Source organism: Desulfoluna sp. HI9BLuna (assembly GCF_056829775.1).
In genome coordinates this window covers 615868-633850 of record NZ_CP186555.1, presented here as the reverse complement: position 1 = coordinate 633850, position 17983 = coordinate 615868, and the positions used below count along the sequence as shown (strand labels likewise).

General features: G+C 57.3%; 11 protein-coding genes and 3 tRNA genes. 8 read left to right on the top strand and 6 right to left on the bottom strand.

Features of this window, described 5'->3' with window-relative positions; genetic code table 11:
* Positions 1–61 precede the first annotated feature (61 nt).
* The gene (locus ACOYW0_RS02325) at positions 62–2050 is read left to right on the top strand and encodes a HAMP domain-containing methyl-accepting chemotaxis protein (protein ID WP_482416977.1); all 1989 of its coding nucleotides are present in this window, start codon (positions 62–64) and stop codon (positions 2048–2050) included.
* A 51-nt stretch (positions 2051–2101) separates the two neighbouring features.
* Here the strand turns inward: ACOYW0_RS02325 and ACOYW0_RS02320 are convergent, their stop codons facing one another.
* Positions 2102–2470, bottom strand: coding sequence for a hypothetical protein (locus ACOYW0_RS02320; protein ID WP_482416976.1), 369 nt, complete (start codon positions 2468–2470; stop codon positions 2102–2104).
* A 525-nt stretch (positions 2471–2995) separates the two neighbouring features.
* On the opposite strand from ACOYW0_RS02320, the gene ACOYW0_RS02315 reads away from it, so the two are divergent.
* The 5 genes from ACOYW0_RS02315 to ACOYW0_RS02295 all read left to right on the top strand — a co-directional run bounded on the left by ACOYW0_RS02315 (position 2996) and on the right by ACOYW0_RS02295 (position 5305).
* Entirely contained in the window at positions 2996–3397 is a 402-nt protein-coding gene (locus ACOYW0_RS02315; protein WP_482416975.1) for a DUF4345 domain-containing protein, read from the top strand.
* Complete coding sequence (locus ACOYW0_RS02310; protein ID WP_482416974.1) at positions 3387–4910, top strand: arylsulfatase; 1524 nt, start codon at positions 3387–3389, stop codon at positions 4908–4910. The genes ACOYW0_RS02315 and ACOYW0_RS02310 overlap by 11 nt, the downstream gene beginning before the upstream one ends.
* Positions 4911–5023: 113 nt before the next feature.
* A tRNA-Phe gene (locus tag ACOYW0_RS02305) sits at positions 5024–5099 on the top strand.
* 24 nt (positions 5100–5123) lie between these two features.
* Positions 5124–5201: transfer RNA gene (locus ACOYW0_RS02300), tRNA-Asp, on the top strand.
* 26 nt (positions 5202–5227) lie between these two features.
* Positions 5228–5305 (top strand) — tRNA-Glu (locus ACOYW0_RS02295).
* A 143-nt stretch (positions 5306–5448) separates the two neighbouring features.
* Here ACOYW0_RS02295 and ACOYW0_RS02290 read toward each other — a convergent pair.
* Positions 5449–6438: an HDOD domain-containing protein gene (locus tag ACOYW0_RS02290; protein ID WP_482416973.1), complete on the bottom strand. Its 990-nt coding sequence runs from the start codon at positions 6436–6438 to the stop codon at positions 5449–5451.
* Between the two features lie 619 nt (positions 6439–7057).
* Between ACOYW0_RS02290 and ACOYW0_RS02285 the strand changes: the two genes are divergently transcribed.
* Positions 7058–10009, top strand: coding sequence for a caspase family protein (locus ACOYW0_RS02285; protein WP_482416972.1), 2952 nt, complete (start codon positions 7058–7060; stop codon positions 10007–10009).
* A gap of 6 nt (positions 10010–10015) precedes the next feature.
* On the opposite strand, the gene ACOYW0_RS02280 is transcribed toward ACOYW0_RS02285, so the two are convergent.
* Positions 10016–11005, bottom strand: coding sequence for an HDOD domain-containing protein (locus ACOYW0_RS02280; RefSeq protein WP_482416971.1), 990 nt, complete (start codon positions 11003–11005; stop codon positions 10016–10018).
* A 276-nt stretch (positions 11006–11281) separates the two neighbouring features.
* Between ACOYW0_RS02280 and ACOYW0_RS02275 the strand changes: the two genes are divergently transcribed.
* A complete protein-coding gene (locus ACOYW0_RS02275) occupies positions 11282–12007 on the top strand; it encodes a class I SAM-dependent methyltransferase (RefSeq protein ID WP_482416970.1) in 726 nt (241 codons plus the stop codon).
* A 566-nt stretch (positions 12008–12573) separates the two neighbouring features.
* Here ACOYW0_RS02275 and ACOYW0_RS02270 read toward each other — a convergent pair.
* From ACOYW0_RS02270 to ACOYW0_RS02260, 3 genes are all read right to left on the bottom strand, one after another.
* A complete protein-coding gene (locus ACOYW0_RS02270; RefSeq protein WP_482416969.1) occupies positions 12574–14700 on the bottom strand; it encodes an HRDC domain-containing protein in 2127 nt (708 codons plus the stop codon).
* A gap of 576 nt (positions 14701–15276) precedes the next feature.
* On the bottom strand, positions 15277–16983 hold the full coding sequence (locus ACOYW0_RS02265; protein ID WP_482416968.1) for a hypothetical protein: 1707 nt from the start codon (positions 16981–16983) through the stop codon (positions 15277–15279).
* 279 nt (positions 16984–17262) lie between these two features.
* Positions 17263–17943 carry a TorD/DmsD family molecular chaperone gene (locus ACOYW0_RS02260; protein WP_482416967.1) on the bottom strand — a complete coding sequence of 227 codons (681 nt, stop codon included), beginning with the start codon at positions 17941–17943 and terminating at the stop codon, positions 17263–17265.
* Positions 17944–17983 lie beyond the last annotated feature (40 nt).

Below are 17983 nucleotides of genomic sequence, written 5' to 3'. Positions count from 1 at the left end.
GCGGAGTCGCTGAAAAATTTTTTGCGAAGGATATGTTGATACGATGGCTATGGTAAAGAAAATGACACTTCGAACCAAACTCACCCTTGGATTTGCGACCATTTTAACCCTGCTGGCATTCACGTCCCTTTTGGGGATTTCGAAACTGAGAACCTCTTCCCAGGGGTTTGCCAGCTATCGCGACATGGCTCGCGATACAAATCTTTCCGGGCGTGTTCAGGCCAATATGCTGATGACCCGGATGAGCGTCAAAGGGTACCTTATCAGCGGAAGCGAATCCGATCGGGAAGAGTTTCAGGCGTATTACACCAAAATGTATGCCTTTCTTGAAAAAGCGGGCAAGGATATCGAACATCCCGAGCGCGCCGCCAAAATTGCCCAGATAAAAAAAGACGTGGAACGATACCACCAGGCATTCGGCGAGGTTGTGTCGCTCACCGAAGCGTTTAACCGTCTGGAGAAGGAGTCTTTGAACGTCTATGGCCCCAAGGTGGAGGCGCTCCTTGCCGAGGTCATGGATGCCGCGGAGCGAAACAACGCCGCGAGTGCCGTCTACCATGCCGGCAACGCCATGAAACACTTGCTGGCTGCCCAGGTTTACGAAGGGCGCTTTTTCACCACCCATTCTGACGACGATGCCCGGCAGGTGACCGCCGAGTTTGCGTCCATGCAGGATGACCTGGATGCCCTGGACCGCTCCACCTCAGACAGCGCCCAAAAAACAGCGGTGGCCTCCATCCGGGAAAACCTTGGGCTCTATATGGACGGTCATGCCAGGGCCCAGGCCATACAGGAGAAAAGGGACGCCATTGTTACGGGGGTTCTGGACCGGATCGGCCCTGTGGTGGCCTCATTCATCGAGGATATCAAGCTGGACATCAAGGGTGTTCAGGACCAGATCGGCCCCAGGCTCCAGGCATCCAACCGCAAAGGCCAGACATTTATTGCGGTGCTGAGTCTTGCGGCGTTGCTGGTCGGGATTTCTGTGGTGATTTTTCTGACCCGAAGCGTTCTTTCCCAGCTGGGCTGTGACCCTGCCCAGATCGCCGAGGTGGCCCACAGCATTGCCAACGGGGATTTGTCTGTGGAATTTCATCGGAACGGGAAGGACGAAATCCAAGGGGTGTACAAGGACATGGAAACCATGGCAGCCAGTCTGCGGGAGTTGTTCACCGATATCAACTCCGGGGTTCATACCCTCACCGCATCTGCCTCGGAGTTGACCGATATCTCGGGGCAGATGGTCTCCGGCTCCGCCCAGACCTCGGATCGGTCCAATACGGTGGCAGCCGCCGCAGAAGAGATGAACGTGAACATGACATCTGTTTCCGCGGCAACGGAGCAGGCGGCCTCCAACATCAACATGGTGGCAGCGGCCCTTGAGGAGATGACCTCCACCATCAATGAAATCGCCTTGAACACCTCAACGGCAAGGAACATCAACGACGAGGCGGTGGTTCTTTCCAAGCAGGCCTCAGAAAAGATCGATACCCTGGGCAAGTCTGCAAACGAAATCAGCAAGGTGACGGAAACCATCAACGAAATTTCCCAGCAGACCAACCTCCTGGCGCTAAACGCCACCATCGAAGCGGCGAGGGCTGGTGAGGCGGGAAAAGGGTTCGCCGTGGTTGCCGGAGAGATCAAAAGCCTGGCCGTGGAAACCTCCAGTGCGACCCTGGAAATCAAAGGCCAGGTTGATGGCATCCAAGGCGCCACCGCCGATGCCATTCACGAAATTCAGGGGATTTCCGATATCATTGACCGACTCAATGAACTGGTGACAACCATTGCCTCGGCCATTGAAGAGCAGTCCGTCACAAGCAAAGAGATTGCCGACAACATTTCCCAGGCCTCCATGGGGACCGAGGAGATCAAGGAGAGCATCTCACAGAGTGCTGCGGTGTCCGGGGAGATCGCCCACGACATCAGCGAGGTGGACCAGGCGGCAAGGGAGATGCTGAACTCCAGCACCCTGGTGGGAGGCAATGTCGATGCTTTGAAAGGCCTTGCGGACCATCTTGAAGGAAAAGTGTCGGCAGTCCGGTTTTGATCCATGGGCGGGGGAGGTCCTGAGCCAACGGTGCCTCGCCCGCTTTTTCCATTACTCCGGTGCGATGCTGATATCCACGATTTCAATGATCGTTCCGTGCATGTGAATACCGGCCATGTCCTCTTTTGTTCGAGCCGTCAGCCTGACCCTGAGTCCGTCTTTCCGAAAGGCCTCAGGCAGGTTGACGGGATCGTATGTCTTGCCGTCGTCCCCTTCTATGGCGAAAAACCCGCCTTCGAGCTCCTTGTAAACCACCAGCCCCTTCACCTCAAAGACATGATCGGGTGCCTGGTCGGGGGCCGTCACTCCGGTCTCCTGTGTCTTGTTATGGGATGGCTCCTGGGGTTCCGGTTTGCCCGTACATCCACAGAGCAGGGCCGAGAATAAAAAAATCATGATAAGACGAATGAGATGGGGCATGGGTGTCCTCCATGGCGTGGGTTGGCAGGGGGAGATCATGGTGCTTGTGCGGAGCTGCGCTTGAAGCTCGTGTTGAAGGTTATGATACAACAGGCCGAGGCGCTGATGTCAATAAGCGAACGGAAAGGGGGGCTGCCAGTGATGTCATCCAGTGAGGGGCTGACGGAATGACGGGTTTATCTCTGGTCTTCGTGATGGGCTTTGGGTTGATTTCCTTGACAAAACAACTGGTTGATATCATGATGATGTAAAGCGTCGGTACCGGTTTATCGGTGCCGCTTTTCCGCGTTTTCTTTGGTACGTTTTTCCCGCACCGGAACCACACCCCTTTTCAGGCCGCGATGTAAGGATCAAGATTTTCCGTCAGATTCGCCGGGCCTGTGTCTTCTACTTTGCAGAGCCTTTCAGACCAAGCACGCCGGCATACGTGTAACAATGCCCTGTAACCACATGGTGCCAAAGGGCGGGGTATCCATATCTTTCAGGCTCTTTCCATATTTTTTAATAGCAGAAGGAGAACGGGACATGAATATGGCTCAGATTTTTTTGCTCGTGGCCGCAGTAGGCCTGACCCCCATCGCCTTGTCTTACGGGGTTGCCCCTTCGGCCAGTTTGAGGTTTCTGTTCGACATAACGGTTGAAAGCGTCAACCTGACGCACATATTCCGTGCTGTCATGTGTCTTTACTTCGGGTTTGTCGTGTTCTGGGTCATGGGGGCCCGCAACAAAGCCCTTACCCGTCCCGCCCTTTACACCCTGGTGGTGTTCATGGCCGGACTGGCCCTGGGCAGGGCCCTGAGTCTGATCGTAGATGGTATGCCCCACTGGCTCCTTTTTCTCTACATGGTCCTTGAATTGCTCTTTGCGGCCGCTGGGGTGATGATGCTGCAAAAACTCGACGCGATGGAGGCCGCCCATGAACATTAGACACCTGGCTTTTCTTATGATGCTGGTTCTGGGCTTCGGCGGGCATGGGCTTGCTGAAACAAAACCGCCCAATATCCTGGTGATCTGGGGGGACGATGTGGGGCAGACCAACATCAGCGCTTACAGCCATGGGATCATGGGGTACCGTACACCCAACATCGACCGCATCGCCAGTGAAGGGGCCCTGTTTACGGATTACTATGCCCAACAATCCTGTACCGCGGGCAGGGCGGCGTTCATTCTCGGGCAGAGCCCTTTTCGAACCGGCCTTCTCTCCATTGGCCTGCCCGGCTCAACCCATGGCATTCCCGACTGGGCACCGACCATTGCCGACCTGTTAAAGGAAAAGGGGTATGCAACGGGCCAGTTCGGTAAGAATCACCTGGGGGATCAGGATGTCCATCTTCCCACCAATCACGGGTTTGATGAATTTTTCGGCAACCTGTATCACCTGAACGCCGAAGAGGAACCGGAAACCTACTATTATCCCAAGGAGAAGGAGTTTCACGAGAAATTCGGGCCGCGGGGGGTGATCAAGTCCTCGGCCGACGGCAAGATCGAAGATACGGGGCCGTTGACGCGAAAGCGCATGGAAACCGTGGATGAAGAGCTTCTCGCCGGGTCCCTCGATTTTATCGAGCGCTCCCACAAGGCGGGAAAACCCTTTTTCGTGTGGCATAACGCCACGAGGATGCATGTGTGGACACGCCTCCAGGAAAAATACAGGGGCATCACCGGGGTTGGGGTCTTTGCCGACGGCATGACCGAGCACGACACCCACATCGGCGCCTTGCTCGACAAGATTGATGAACTCGGCATAGCGGACAACACCATCGTTATCTACTCCACGGACAACGGAGCCCAGAAGGTGGCCTGGCCGGATGGAGCCACCAATCCGTTTAACGGGGAGAAGGGCACCACAAACGAGGGGGGCTTCCGTGCTCCCATTGTGTGCCGCTGGCCCGGCGTTATCAAGCCGGGGGCAAAGATCAATGCCCTCATGTCCCATGAGGACTGGATGCCCACCCTGCTGGCCGCCGCCGGAGAGCCGGACATTGTCGCCAAGCTGAAAAAAGGCCACAAGGCCAACGGGAAAAAGTGGAAGATTCATCCGGACGGGTACAATTTCCTTCCCTACTTATCAGGGGAAGCCGAGAAGCCGCCCCGGGAATCGTTTTTGTATTTCTCCTCCTCGGGGGAACTCAATGCTGTCCGCTGGCGGGACTGGAAGCTGAACTTTTCCCTGGAGACGGGTAATCAGTTCAGCGCGTGGCGGAGAACGTCGGCACTGCCGGAGATTGTGAACCTGAAGGCCGATCCCTATGAAACCGCCCCCAAGGAGGCCGGCATGTATATTCGATGGATGGCGGACAACATGTGGCTCATTGCCCCAAGCGGCGGTGTGGTGGCGGCGTTTCGGGACTCCTTGTCCAAGTATCCGTTTCAAAAAGGCATCACGAACAATCCCTCAAAGCTTACTTACGACAACCTCGACCTGCCCAGCACAAAATGATGCAGACACCGGGCGGTCAGGAGCCCGGAGCAGCAAGACCCTTTTTTGCGCATCATGCAATTTTTGGTTGACACGTCCGACGGATTTCTTTAGAACCTGTTCTCGTTTGGTGCGCCCAGGTAGCTCAGTCGGTAGAGCAGGGGACTGAAAATCCCCGTGTCGGTGGTTCGATTCCGCCCCTGGGCACCACCCGACAACCCCTTTCAAGGTTACGGGGGTGTAGTTCAGTTTGGTTAGAACGCCAGCCTGTCACGCTGGAGGCCGCGAGTTCGAGTCTCGTCACTCCCGCCACAACCTTGAAGGAAGAAAAATATTGCGTCCCCATCGTCTAGCCTGGTCCAGGACACCGGCCTTTCACGCCGGCGACAGGGGTTCAAATCCCCTTGGGGACGCCATTTTTCTTCTTCTCTCCATTCCTTCCCCAGACGTTCACTGAACGTTTTCTTTTTTTCTCCCTTTTTGTGCTGAAATTCCCGTTTTGTACCGGTGTTTCAGATTCTCCTTTGCTTCGTCTCCTGTTTTACCTGTCGCCTTACCCTTAATACGTATCTTCTTCCAGGCTCTCCAGGGCGTCCTGTGCTTTGCGGGACAGGTCCTTTAAGGCGATCTCCGGGATGGGCAGGTAAGCAAGGGTCTCTTTTACGTGGTCGGGCGGTTCGTCGGATGCTGTTGAAAGGCTCTTTGCCATGTGGTCTGCGAGGTTGAGGACGTAGGCCAGGCGATTGCCCCCGGAGTCTGCCGGGGTGTGATGGTATTGGATGGCTGTGGCCATGGTTTCCGGGAGATTCCATCTCCTGCAGAGCTCTCCCCCGATGTCGGCATGGGTAAATTCCAGGATTTTTTCTTCCGTGGCGGTTATGGATGCACGGGTGAGGAGAGTGTATCTGCTGAACAACTGTTGCCTGTCCTGTATATAGGTATCCAGAATGATTTTTCCCGCGTCGTGCATCAATCCGGCCAGAAAGGCGTCGTCACCGTTTTTGGCCTGGAGGGTCTCTTCGATGAGTCGTGCGCAGATGGCCACGGCAAGGGAGTGCTTCCAGAGTTCACCCGAGTCCAGGCCGTACCCTTCAAGGGTGCGGCCAAGCATTTTGGAGTACCCCACCAGGGTGATGATCTGGAGCAGGGTGTCGGTTCCCAGCACGGTGGCCGCCATCTGGATGGAAGAGACCTTGCCGCTCATGCCGTAGTAGGCCGAGTTGGCGATTTTCAAAACACGCCCGGCCAGGGCGGGATCCGTGCCGAGCAGGTGTTCGAGCTCCTTGAAGTTTTTCTGCCCGGAAAGCAGCGTACGCGCTTTGAGAAGGATGTGGGGCATGGGGTAGAGTTTTTTGAGATTGCCCACCACCTCCTGCCGAAGCGCCTCCCCTGACGGGTGGGCCTGAAGGGTTTCTTCGGAGAGGACCTGGGGTTCAATGGCGATGGCGTTTCCGCAGGCGGTGCACATCAATTGAATGCGGCAGATCTGGTAAACAAGATCGTCACTGATCCGGTAGGCTTTTGAGCAATGGGCGCAGGTAATGTTCATGTCTCTTCCTGTGGGCGATCCAGGGGGCTTTTTTCATCCCAGGGTTGGGTTTACGGGCAGGGCATGGGCTCTGTTTTCTTCTTTCTCGAATAATCGAATCAGATATACACCTGCATGGGCCGGATGTCATGCACAAAACGTGCGGTACATCCGGCCCTTGGCCGGTAAGAGGGCGTTCAAGGGCTTGGTGGCATATGTTTGAATGTCATTGAAGAGTTGTTGATAGCCTGGTATGCCTTTCCCTTTCCGGAGCGAGTTGCCATCGCCGCCTCTGTTGGTGTACGGTTTTCCTTTGGCCTTATTATCCGGATGGTTTGAGCCCCTTTTGTCGCGCTCTATGCTGCTTATACGCCCGCAGATACCGGGCTGGTGTGGTGCCGGGGGCATGCATGATGATGGGGAAGATGAAGTGATGAACATAAGACGTTTTATTGTACTGCTTACCGCTGCCGTTGTTGTCTCTGGATGTGTTTCAGCACGTTATCCCGCCAAAAACCCTGCTGTCGATTATGAGAGTAATATCAGAAAACCCTTTTCCTCTCACCGGGTTCCGGGAGAACCTCGGTTTCACCTCAAGGTTGATCGGGGTGTTCTTTCCGGGGTGGTGGACGAATTGCTCGTGACGTCTTCCGGAAAGGAGATCATCACCTGTTCCGGGGACAAGACCATACGGGTCTTTGACTCGGCCACCGGCCGGGAGAGGCGAAAGTTTCTTTGGAATATCACCGATGACTCCGGAACGTGCGACAGCATGGCGGTCTGCCGCGATGAGTCTTTGCTCGTGGCGGGGGTGGACAAAAACTTGCTTTTCTACGACTTCGGATCCGGTGCATTGCAGGCGGAGGTCCCTGTGGGCGCTCGTGTGGGGGCCATGGACATCAGCCCCGACAATGCCTACCTTGCCACGGCCCGGAAAGGGCGGATCACTCTCTGGGACATGGGGTCACGCACTCCGGTGCGGACCATCCCAACAGAGGGACGGGTTGTTGTGGAGCTGAAGCTCCTCAAACTGGGGGGCCGGTATGTGGTCTTTGATGTGAGCCTGGATGAGTCTATCCATGTCAGTGATCCTGATACTCTCAAGGGCAAGGCCGGGGGCACTCTGGAGAGCCATGAGGTGTCGGTGACAGGGGGCGATTCAGATATTTACGGCACCGATTTCAGGTATTCCTTTGAAATGTGCGACATCGCCTGTAACCCCAATAACCGGGAGCTGGCTGTGTCCAGCCGGGCAAACAACGTGGTCTGGATTTTCAGCCTGGATCCCCGCCGTCCCGCCGATGAGATGCTGGTCTTTAAACAGGTGATCCGCACCCGAACCGTGAACATCGCGCAGCTCTGTTATTCCCCGGACGGGCGATTTCTGGCTGTGGAGAGCTGGGACGATGAGATGTGTGCCGAGGTGTACGAAACCGATTCGTACCGGCGCGTGGCCGCCTTGGATCTCCACAGGACGCAGCCCCTGTGGCCCATGGCCTTCATCGACTCCGGAACCCTTACAGGCATCGGCCACGACGACGGGGTATTCCATCGATGGGCTTTTACAATGCCCGGAACCAAAGGGCTTTCAATGGTGGGTTCCGACATTCCCATCGCGCCCAAACGCAGCGTCTCCTTTAACGGCAATTACCTGGCCTGGGGAACCCGTTGCTGCAAATACGACGGGGGCTTGTCCGGTGACGGATTTGACGAGAATTGTCTGGATTTGGAAAACGCCCTGGACTTGAACACCCTTAAGCTCACGGGCGGGGTGAACCCTTCGGACTTTCCCCGGGCCAGCGTCACCAACGATCGCTATCGCCTGGAACTGGGCCCCACCAACAGCTTTAACCCGGACCTCATCTACCGGTTCAAGGACAAGGCGTCCGGCCGGACCGTGCTGTACGTGGACATTCCACCGGAAGACGGCTGGGTGCCCCACGCGTTCGGGCTCACCGAAGATCTCATCGTCAGCGGCAACCGCTCGGGTAAACTGGTGGCCTATGATTTTGAGGGGAAAAAGGCGGTGGATTTTGTGGGGCACACCTCCACGGTGCGTTCCGTCTCCATTTCAGGCTCCACCCTGGTGACCTCCGACCTATCCGGGGAGATTCTTCTGTGGAACATTCCTTCGGCGGGGGAACGCAATCCTTCAGGGCTTACAACCGTGCATCCCCTCTTCACCTTTGTGGTGGACGAGGCCGGACGTTACCTGGTCATCGCGGACGACGGATATTTTGCCGGTTCCTATGCCCTGCTTCCCAAGGTGTGGCTCCACGTCAACGGAGAGAATGGGAGCGGCGGAGTGCGCTGGCTCGGGCTGAATCAGGTGTACGATCTGTTTTACCGCCCGGACATCGTTCGGGGCCGGTTGCAGCGGCTCGACGCCATGGCCGACCTGGCTCCGGTGCGAATCCATGAGGTCATCCACTGCCCCCCGCCGGAGATTACCCGGCTGGCCGTTGAAGAAACCACCCCCGGAACCCTGGCTGTGCGCTATACGGTGAAGGATACGGGGGGCGGTATCGGGGCGATACGGTTTTACATCAACGGCAAGCTGTTCCATGTGGAAAGCCACGGAGACCCGGGGCAAAGCCTTCGGAAAGATGCCCTGGCCCCGGTGTTTGCAACCAACGAGGTGCCCCGGCGCCTCCGGGGGTTGAAACGAGTGGCCGGGCAGTCCCCACGAAGGGCAGGGGCGCATGTCTTTTCTCGGGCGGGCGCCGAGGTGACCGGCACCCTCTCCGTCAAAGCCACGGCAGGGGAGAACTCCATCCGGGCGGTGGCCTTCAACGGAAAAAATACGGTGCAGGGGGTGATGACGGAAAAGGTAGCCCGCTCCACGGCTTCGCCCAAAAAGCCGAAGGTCTACGCCCTTGTGGTGGGGATCGATACGTATCGCAACAAGGCCCTGAACCTTGCCAACGCGGTGAACGACGCCGAGGAGGTGAAAGGGCTCGTGGAAGAGCATCTTTCTCGTGTCTACGGGGGTATTGAGGTGATGGGGCTTTTCAACGGGGACGCCACCCGGGCGAAGATCCTTCACGCCCTGGAGACGGTTAAAGCCGCGGCCGAGCCCGAGGATGTGTTTTTGCTGTTCGTGGCCTCCCACGGTGAGGTCGCCGATCAGTTTTATATCATCACACACACCTACGCAGGTGAAAACGGGGGATTTGACCCTGGAAGCTGGCTCCCGTCATCCACTCTGATCTCAGCCCTGGAAGAGATTCCGGCCCAGAAGCAGCTCGTGGTGTTCGACACCTGCCACTCCGGGGCCTTAAACGACATCATGACGGGCTTTTATGATGCGAGGATCTCCTCGTTTACCCACAAGGCGGGGGTCACCATGTTCTCCTCCACCCAGGCCGCCCAGCAGTCCGTGGACAACTACAGAGGAAGCGGCCTGCTGGTGCACCTGCTGAAGCGGGCCTTTGAGGCAGAGCCCGACACCGACAACAGCAGGCGAGTGAGCGTGTATGAGATCGGGGATGAGCTGCACCGCCAGTTTCACGCCATCGACGACTCCGTGAAGGCCATCCAGCAACCCAGTGTCAGCAAATTCGGCATCGATTTCGACGTGGACAGGCTTTGATGCCGGTTAATAGGTGTCCTCTTCCATGGTCTCCACCGTCGTCAGGGCCTCGGTGATGATGGCTTCCACTTCGGTTTCAGTGATGTTTAAAATGGAGAGGGACGACTTGGGCAGTGTCGGTGTTTTGATGGCTGTGCCCAGGGCCCGGTCGGCCATGCGGTTGGCCAGATGGATCACGTGGGCGAGCCGGTTGTTTTCGGAAGCCCCCGGAAGATGGTGGTCCCGGATGGCCGTGGCCATGTGGTCGGGCAGGTTCCATTTGCGGCACAGCTCGTAGCCGATCTCCCCATGGGTGAACCCGAGGATTTTTTGCTCAACGGCAGAAAGGGACTCGCGGGTCAGGGATGCATAGCGGGTGAAGAGGTCTTTTCTCTCCAACACATACGAATCGAGGATGATTTTGCCGGAATCGTGCATGAGCCCTGCAAAGAAGGCCTCTTCTTCGTCGCTGCCGGGCTGTTTTTTTTCGATGAGCCCGGAGCAGACGGCCACGGCAAGGGAGTGGCGCCACAGTTGTCCCGACCCCAACCCGTACCCGTCAAGGGACCGTCCAAGGGCCTTGGCGTTGCCCACCATGAGGAGGATCTGCATGAGGGTGCCGCTGCCCAGGAGGGTTGCCGCCATGTGCAGGGAAGAGACGTTGCCGCTCATGCCGTAGTAGGCGGAGTTGGCCACCTTGAGGACCCGGCTGGCCAGGGCGGGGTCGGTGTTGAGGAGGCTCCCGAGTTCGTCGAAGTTTCCGTTGCCGGCAAGGAGCTTGCGCGCCTTCAAGAGGATGTGTGGCATGGGGTACAGTTTTTTGAGGTTGGCCACCACCTCAAGCTTGAGCTCCTCTCCGCATGCAAAGGGGGCCAGGGCCTCTTTTTCCAGAAGGAAGTCCGCGATGGGGATCACCTGCCCGCACTGGGTGCATTTGGCGGTTTTGTTGTGTACCTTGTATACGATGTCGTCATTTATCCGGTATGCTTTGTTGCAGCCCGGGCACTGAATCTTCATACGCCTGGTTCCTGAAAAATATGCTGAATTAATAAAAACCTTTAAATATAGATATTCATGCACCAATTCAAGCTTTTTTAGTAAAAAAGAAAGAAATGAATGTTTTCAACAGTTCCACTGGTTAACCAGTGGAAGGCGTGTCCGTGGGGAAATGGCTCAAGGGGCCTTATCCCGGATATTTCAGGAATTTTTGGCGTGGTCGTTTTCTCATGAAATATCCGGGTTTGGGTGGGATGTGGCCGGATCTCTGAACCTTATTGCTTTTGGGAGAACGCTATGGCGACGGTGAAAGATCATTACGACGGGGTGCTGGCAGGTGTCTATTCGTGGATGTTCGGAGGCTTTGACTCAGGAGTGAAGCGAAACACGGATTTTTTCAATACCCGCGGCATATGCCCCGTGCGGTCGGGTGTAGCCCTGGACCTCGGGGCGGGGTGCGGGTTTCAGTCCATTCCCCTGGCCCGTCTGGGATTCAAGGTGACGGCCATTGACTTGAGCGGCCCCCTTTTACGGGAGCTTGAAGACCATGCCGGGGCATTGCCCGTCAAGACGGTGGAAGGGGACCTCACATGCTTTGACGATCATGTGGGGGAGAACGTGGAGCTGGTGGTGTGCATGACGGACACCGTGCTCCATCTGCCTTCGAAAGAGGCGGTGACGGACCTCTTCGGGAAGGTGGCGGCGGCCCTGGATGATGCCGGGACCCTGATTCTGACCTTTCGGGACCTCTCGGGTGAGCTGACCGGGGTGAACCGTTTTATTCCGGTGAAAAGTGACGAGGACACCATTTTGACCTGCTTTCTGGAGTACGGGACCGAGACGGTGACCGTGCACGACCTTGTCCACACCAACGGGCAGGGGGGCTGGACCCTGAAGGCAAGTTGCTACGAGAAACTTCGCCTGTCGGGGGCATGGGTGAAAGCACAGCTTGAAGGGGCGGGCTTTGGTTCGGTGGATGTCACCGAAGAGGGCGGGGTCGTTACAGCGATCGCAAGAAAATAAGTTACTATCCAGAGGCCAAGGCCTCGGCCGCGAAATAAGAATACGATTGGTTACTATTCAGCTTATGCAACATGAAAAGAGGCGGTATAAGCGCCTCTTTATGTTGGGTGTGACGCGTCGCCCAGGGCATAGGATGTGAGGTAGGGTGCGCTTGCGCACCATCGAAAAATCATAACGGTCATGAAACCTCATATACGGGTCACCTTCACGAAGCATAGAAATCTCAAAAGATGTTGGGTTCCCGAACAAACGGTGCGCAAGCACACCCTACGAAATGCCACATGTCACACATCACGCGAATGCCCTGTGATCGATTGCATAATGACTGCCCCCGCCTGGCCGCCTGAGGCCGTTCGGTTAAATCGACAATGGACAAGCAGCGATAGCGTATCCTGTGACGTCGAAGCTTGTGAGCCAGTCCGCAGAAACCATCAACGCTCATGTCGGGCGAAGCCCGAGTCGAAGGCCCTTGCGCTTTGCCCTGAGGAACGAAGGGCAAGGCGCAAGGGCAATATGCTTTCGAGGTGGCTCACCTCGCCGCCGGAGGCACGCTTTTTGACCTGGCCTTACCCCAGGTCCAGGCTCTGCTGGACCCCCGCCCTTGCTTTTTTCTCTCCGTTACCCGTGTAGGCCCGGACGATCTCGATGATCTCGGCGCCGTAGGTTTTCACCCGCTTGGCGCCCATGCCCTGGATGGTACGCAGTTTGGTGAGGGTGTCGGGCTGCTCGGTGGAGATGGTGACCAGGGAGTTTAAGGTGGCCACGCGGGACGGGTTGATATCGTCTTGTCTGGCCCGTTCTTTTCGCCATTCCCGGAGCTGGTTCAGGAGCCGGGGGTGCTCGCTGGAGAGGCTTTTGACCTTGGCCTTGGCCCTTGCAGTGATGCTCTGCCTCTTGAAGAAGGCCCGGGTCCTTACGGATAGGTAGGTCTCCACCCGGAATCCCTCCCTGCAGCCTTTCAGACAGATCTCCTTGACAATGAGCTCTTCCCTTACAGCCACCAGGGCTTCGCCGATGAGGGTTTTTACGGACTGGTTGTCGGTGTCGAAGCTGGCTTCGTCAAGGCGCTCGGCAACGGCGTGGCGGGTCTGTTCGGAAAAGTAGGCGCAGCCCTTTCGGATACGGTCCTGGATCACCTCGTTCTCCTCCAAGTCCAGATCGTCTTCCATCAAGGAGGCCACCTGCCTTGAAAAGGCCCCTGCGATGCGGATGAACTCGGGCAGGGTGGTGGAGATGATCTCGGTGAGGATATCGAGGAGCGAGCCCTGGACCGCTTTTCTGTGGTGGTGGAGGGTGGTGTGGCAGTGGCTGACTTTTTCTTGAAGAACCTGGTAGCCGAAGAGCTCATCCAGCAGGGCAAACTGGCAGGTGCGCCGGGCCTCGGACAGGTCCTGTTTTGTGGGCGGGTGCTCTTCAATATCCCGGGTAAATCGGTTCACCGACGCATCGCAGATAATGCCCGACGGGGATATCTTGCTGCTCAGGACAATTCCCTCCAGGGTCTTGCACCGGCTTAAGGCCACGTAGGTCTGGCCGTGGGCAAAGGAGGCCCCGGCGTCGATGACGGCCTTGTCAAAGGTAAGTCCCTGGCTCTTGTGGATGGTGATGGCCCAGGCCAGGCGCAGGGGGTACTGGGAGAATCGTCCCACCACCTCCTCGTCGATCTCCTTGGTCTCCTCGTTGAGGGTGTAGGTGATGTTTTCCCAGGTCTCCCGGTTCACCGTGATGGGGGAGGATTCACCTTCGCACTGAACCTGGATCTCCTCCTCGTCGATCTCGGTGACGGTGCCGATCTTGCCGTTGTAATAGGCCTTTTTTGTTGAACTGTCGTTTTTCACGAACATCACCTGGGCCCCTTCCTTGAGTTGCAGGAGCTCATCGGCTGGGTAGGCGTATTCCGGGAAGGTGCCGCTCACCTCGGCGTCAAAGGCGATGGTGGGGGCGTCCATGGCGGCGAGTTTGTCATCGTTGATGCGATCGGCGCTGGCGTTGTGGGTGGTGAGGGTGATGTATCCCTCCTTGCTGCCCGGCAGGGACGAGGATTTGTACCGGGTATTCAGCTTGGCCTGGGAGTCCTCGGACAGGCGGTTTTCCCGGATCTCGTTCAAGATCTTGATAAAGGCCGCGTTGCTTTGCCGGTAGACGTGGGTCAGCTCCAGGCCCAGGACCGAGGCCTCCTGAAAGGCCCGGCTGCTGAAAAAGTAGCCTGTTTCGTAGTACGGGGAGAGAAGCTCCCAGTCGTCGGGCTTGATGATGGGGGCCAGCTGGTGGAGGTCCCCGATCATGAGAAGCTGCACCCCGCCGAAGGGCTTTGTGCGGTCCCGGTAGCGCCTCAGCACCTGGTCGATGCCGTCCAGAAGGTCGGCACGCACCATGCTGATCTCATCGATGACCAGAAGGTCCAGGGACTGGATGATGTGGATCTTCTTCTTGCTGAACCGGCGGTTCTGGATGGTGGTGTCCGGGGGCAGGGGCCCGAAGGGCATCTGGAAAAAGGAGTGGATGGTGGTGCCGCCTGCGTTGATGGCCGCCACCCCGGTGGGGGCCACCACCACCATGCGCTTGGGAATGTTGTCCTTTACCCGGTGGAGAAAGGTGGTCTTGCCGGTGCCTGCTTTGCCGGTGAGGAAAAGATTGCGCTGGGTGCCTTGGACAAATTCAAAGGCCAGTTCCAGTTCGTGATTGTGATGCATTGCCAGTGGGTCCCATGGGATGTTGTGTAATGTAAGGCCCGCTGCCAGCGGCCTGTCCACGTTTTACCCCATGTGGTCTTAAATGGAAAGGGAGCCCGGGCAGGGTTAACGCATTTAGATTTTTGCCTCCGGCGGCCCTGCCGGGGGCCAAACTTTTGAAAAGTTTGACAAACAGGTTTTGTTTTTTGAAGATGCGTTACTACAGAGCATAGCCCCTCTTCTTTTTTAATTTATCAAGGCGCTTATCTCCAGCCCCGGCGGGGCTGGAGATAAGCGCCTTGATTACTGGAAAGTTTTTGCGGAGCTTTTTTCAAAAAGCGACCCGCCAGAGGCAACATTTTTAAAAAGGCTGACAAACAGGTTTTGCAACGATTCAGACAATTTTTCTCAAACGGCCAGCGTGACCTTTCAACGTCTTTTGCCATGTCTATGCAGCCGGAATGTCACCCGTGCATGGGGCTTCATGATCATTACGGTTCTTCGGCGGTGCGCAAGCGCACCCTACCTCACATCTCCGACACCGTCGACTACGCGTCGCACCCTTTGAAGGTCACAGAAGCTGAATCGTTACCAGGCTTATAGGGTTGATCCGAAAAATGTCACGGGTTTGTCCAGGGTGTTGATGCCGTCTCTGATATCCGTGGTGGCCGGTAAGGGGGGCATGCCCGGAAGGATGGACACGCCCGGGTAGTATGCCAGGGATTCACCGGTATCGGGCTTTCCGTTTTGGTTGGCGTCCAGGACGGCTATGACATACACCTCCTCTACGGCAAAGGGCGTTTTGATGATCTCGTCAAGCAAAGCCCCCATGACCGGGACGGCGTAGGTGTGGTCGGCATCTCCCGTGGCGGTCACCGAGGCCATGGCAACGATGCGATCCGGGTCGTTTAATTCGGGGGAGAGGGAAATTGTCAGGCCTTCTTTCTGGATGGCGATGACAAGGAGGGCGTCTCCCGCGTTGACGGTGACCCCGCCTCCGTTTTTAATCGTGAATGCCAGGGATGCGTTGTGTTCAACCACCCGTCGGTTGACGGCAAACCGTTTTTTATCCTCGGCCTGGGGGACAAAGGTGTTCTCTCCTTCATAGAGGGTGTGGGCCACGGTGAGGGTGGCTTTGTTCTGGTAATAGCCCAGAAGATCCCCGGTGTTGGCATCGGGAAAACAAGTGTAGGTGGGGGTGTCCGGGGCCTCTTTGAAATTTTGGTCCCACAGGGCAAGGACCATGACGGTGTCTCCGGGGGCAAGGCCTGTTGCGCTCACGTCCAGGTTGAAATCCACGGTCCCCGGATCCAGTCGGTAAAAGGCCCGGGTGACGGACAGAGGGTGGGTGAGAAGAAGGTTGGGGTCGTCTGTCTCCGCCGCCAGGACAAAGAGGGGGGCGCTGTCTTCGCCGTAGCCGGCCGGGGGTTCCACCCGACCCGACAGGGTGATGGTTTCACCCGCCGGGACCGGCAGGATCATGGCACGGTCTGCATCCAGGTTGATGTCGCCCTGAGCCCCTTCGGTCAGTGTCATTAAGGTGGGCAGGCCCTTGGGGTGCTGAGAATGAAAGGCCACGGCCTCGCCGGGATCAAGTTTTTCGTTATTGTTGGCGTCGAAGATGGCCATGATCGTTACATCGGCAATGGGCAGGTCATGGCCGTAGGGGAGGATCGTCATCCGGTAGTCCAGGGAATGTTCGCGTTTTTCAACGCTTGCGTACCCGATGATGCTGTCCACATCAAGGGCAGAGAGATCAAGGCTCCTGATGTCCCCCGCATAGGCAAACAGGTGGACCAGCCCGGTGTAGCCACCGGTGATGGTCCCTGAGATCTCCTTGTGGAAGTCATAGACCTGTCGGCTGATGCGGATGTCTGCCCCGCTGTTGACCCCTGGCTTCAGGGTGTAGCTTGGCGTGAAGCTCCCTTCTTCCATGAAGAACCCCATGGCGTCGCCTTCGTCCGGGGTGGGAATGCCACCGTGTCCGTTGCGATCGAGAAAGCCGATGAGGGTCACCGTGTCCCCGGGGGCCAGCCCGGTGTCGGAGAGGTCCAGGCTAAAGCTGCCGTCCGGGGCTGTGCAGGTCATGGCCTCGAAGGAGTCCGACAGGTCCCGGGACATCATCTCCTGGCCGCTGCCCTTCAGGACAGAGGCATACATCTCTCCACCGCTTTGGGCCACGGCCTTGTCCGTGGTCATGTGGCCGCTGATGGTGAGGGGCTGGCTGGTGTCTGTTTCATCGCAGGCAGTCAAGAGAAGAAGGAGCAGGAGGGCAACGGTTGATCGAGAAAAGAGAGCGCGCATGGCTTGTTTTCAGGGCCTTTGGCAGGGTCCCTGTCCAAAACAGGTGAGTGGCGGCGCGGATGATCACCGGCCGACATGCCTCGGTGGGCGGGGTCTCTTCTCGACGGTGTTTCGGATGCATCATGACGAAAAAGGGATGAAAGACCCAGGTTCCGGGGCTGAAGATATGCTTACCATGAGTATATACATAGAAGGCAAAGCCCGGGGCAAGGAAAATAGAGGCCCTTTGACCAGCCCGGATATTTCTTGGGAGAACGACCAGCCAAAAACAATGAGATGTTAGTGCGGTGGACTATCGGGAAGGGGGGCACCATGCTCCGAGAGGCCCGGGATGCTGAGGTAGTCCAAGCTTTCCCGGATGACAAGGCGGGTGGCCGTTGCAAGGTCCTGATAAAACGGGGACGTTGCATGGCGTATGATGTTTTCCGCAAAGGGCGACACCCAGCGGCCCAGGTGGCCTTCGAGGAACTCTTTTTGCTCACGGAGAAGTGCCTGGGGCACCTCCTCGGTGTCCGGGGCCAGGGCATTGATCTCCCTGCCGACGAGAAAGCTGAGGTAGTCCAGTTCGGCCACGATGTGATCCGGGGCCTCTTTGAATGTGTCGGCCACCACAAGGCCCGCCTTGCGGTACCTGGCCTCGGCATCCATGGCGGAATCGCTCATCATGGTGCCGGTTTCGTCCATGTAGCCGGATCCGCAGGGAGGGGCCAGGCGGCCGTACGGACCGACAAAGAGTCGGGTGAACTCGACTCGGAGCCCGGAAAAATCCGTGAGCGATTCCATGGCGGATGCCATGCGGGCCATGGGGGCCACGGCTTCGGATTCCTGGGCCGCCAACAGGCGGACCAGGGTCTCCGGTATGTGGACAAGCGGGGGGCCCGGCAGGCAAAAGCAGGCCGAGAGGCCCCTGTAGACTTCTTGGCGTACCGATTCAAAACGGATGATGTCGTCTGTGTTCATGGTAACTCCGTATGGCGAATGCATGCAGGCAGTCCGGTTA

Coding starts and splice junctions, on each gene's coding strand:
- ACOYW0_RS02260 (WP_482416967.1), bottom strand. CDS start 17,943: ATGAACACAGACGACATCATCCGTTTTGAATCGGTACGCCAAGAAGTC.
- ACOYW0_RS02290 (WP_482416973.1), bottom strand. CDS start 6,438: ATGAACATTACCTGCGCCCATTGCTCAAAAGCCTACCGGATCAGTGAC.
- ACOYW0_RS02265 (WP_482416968.1), bottom strand. CDS start 16,983: ATGCGCGCTCTCTTTTCTCGATCAACCGTTGCCCTCCTGCTCCTTCTT.
- ACOYW0_RS02275 (WP_482416970.1), top strand. CDS start 11,282: ATGGCGACGGTGAAAGATCATTACGACGGGGTGCTGGCAGGTGTCTAT.
- ACOYW0_RS02270 (WP_482416969.1), bottom strand. CDS start 14,700: ATGCATCACAATCACGAACTGGAACTGGCCTTTGAATTTGTCCAAGGC.
- ACOYW0_RS02320 (WP_482416976.1), bottom strand. CDS start 2,470: ATGCCCCATCTCATTCGTCTTATCATGATTTTTTTATTCTCGGCCCTG.
- ACOYW0_RS02315 (WP_482416975.1), top strand. CDS start 2,996: ATGAATATGGCTCAGATTTTTTTGCTCGTGGCCGCAGTAGGCCTGACC.
- ACOYW0_RS02325 (WP_482416977.1), top strand. CDS start 62: ATGACACTTCGAACCAAACTCACCCTTGGATTTGCGACCATTTTAACC.
- ACOYW0_RS02310 (WP_482416974.1), top strand. CDS start 3,387: ATGAACATTAGACACCTGGCTTTTCTTATGATGCTGGTTCTGGGCTTC.
- ACOYW0_RS02280 (WP_482416971.1), bottom strand. CDS start 11,005: ATGAAGATTCAGTGCCCGGGCTGCAACAAAGCATACCGGATAAATGAC.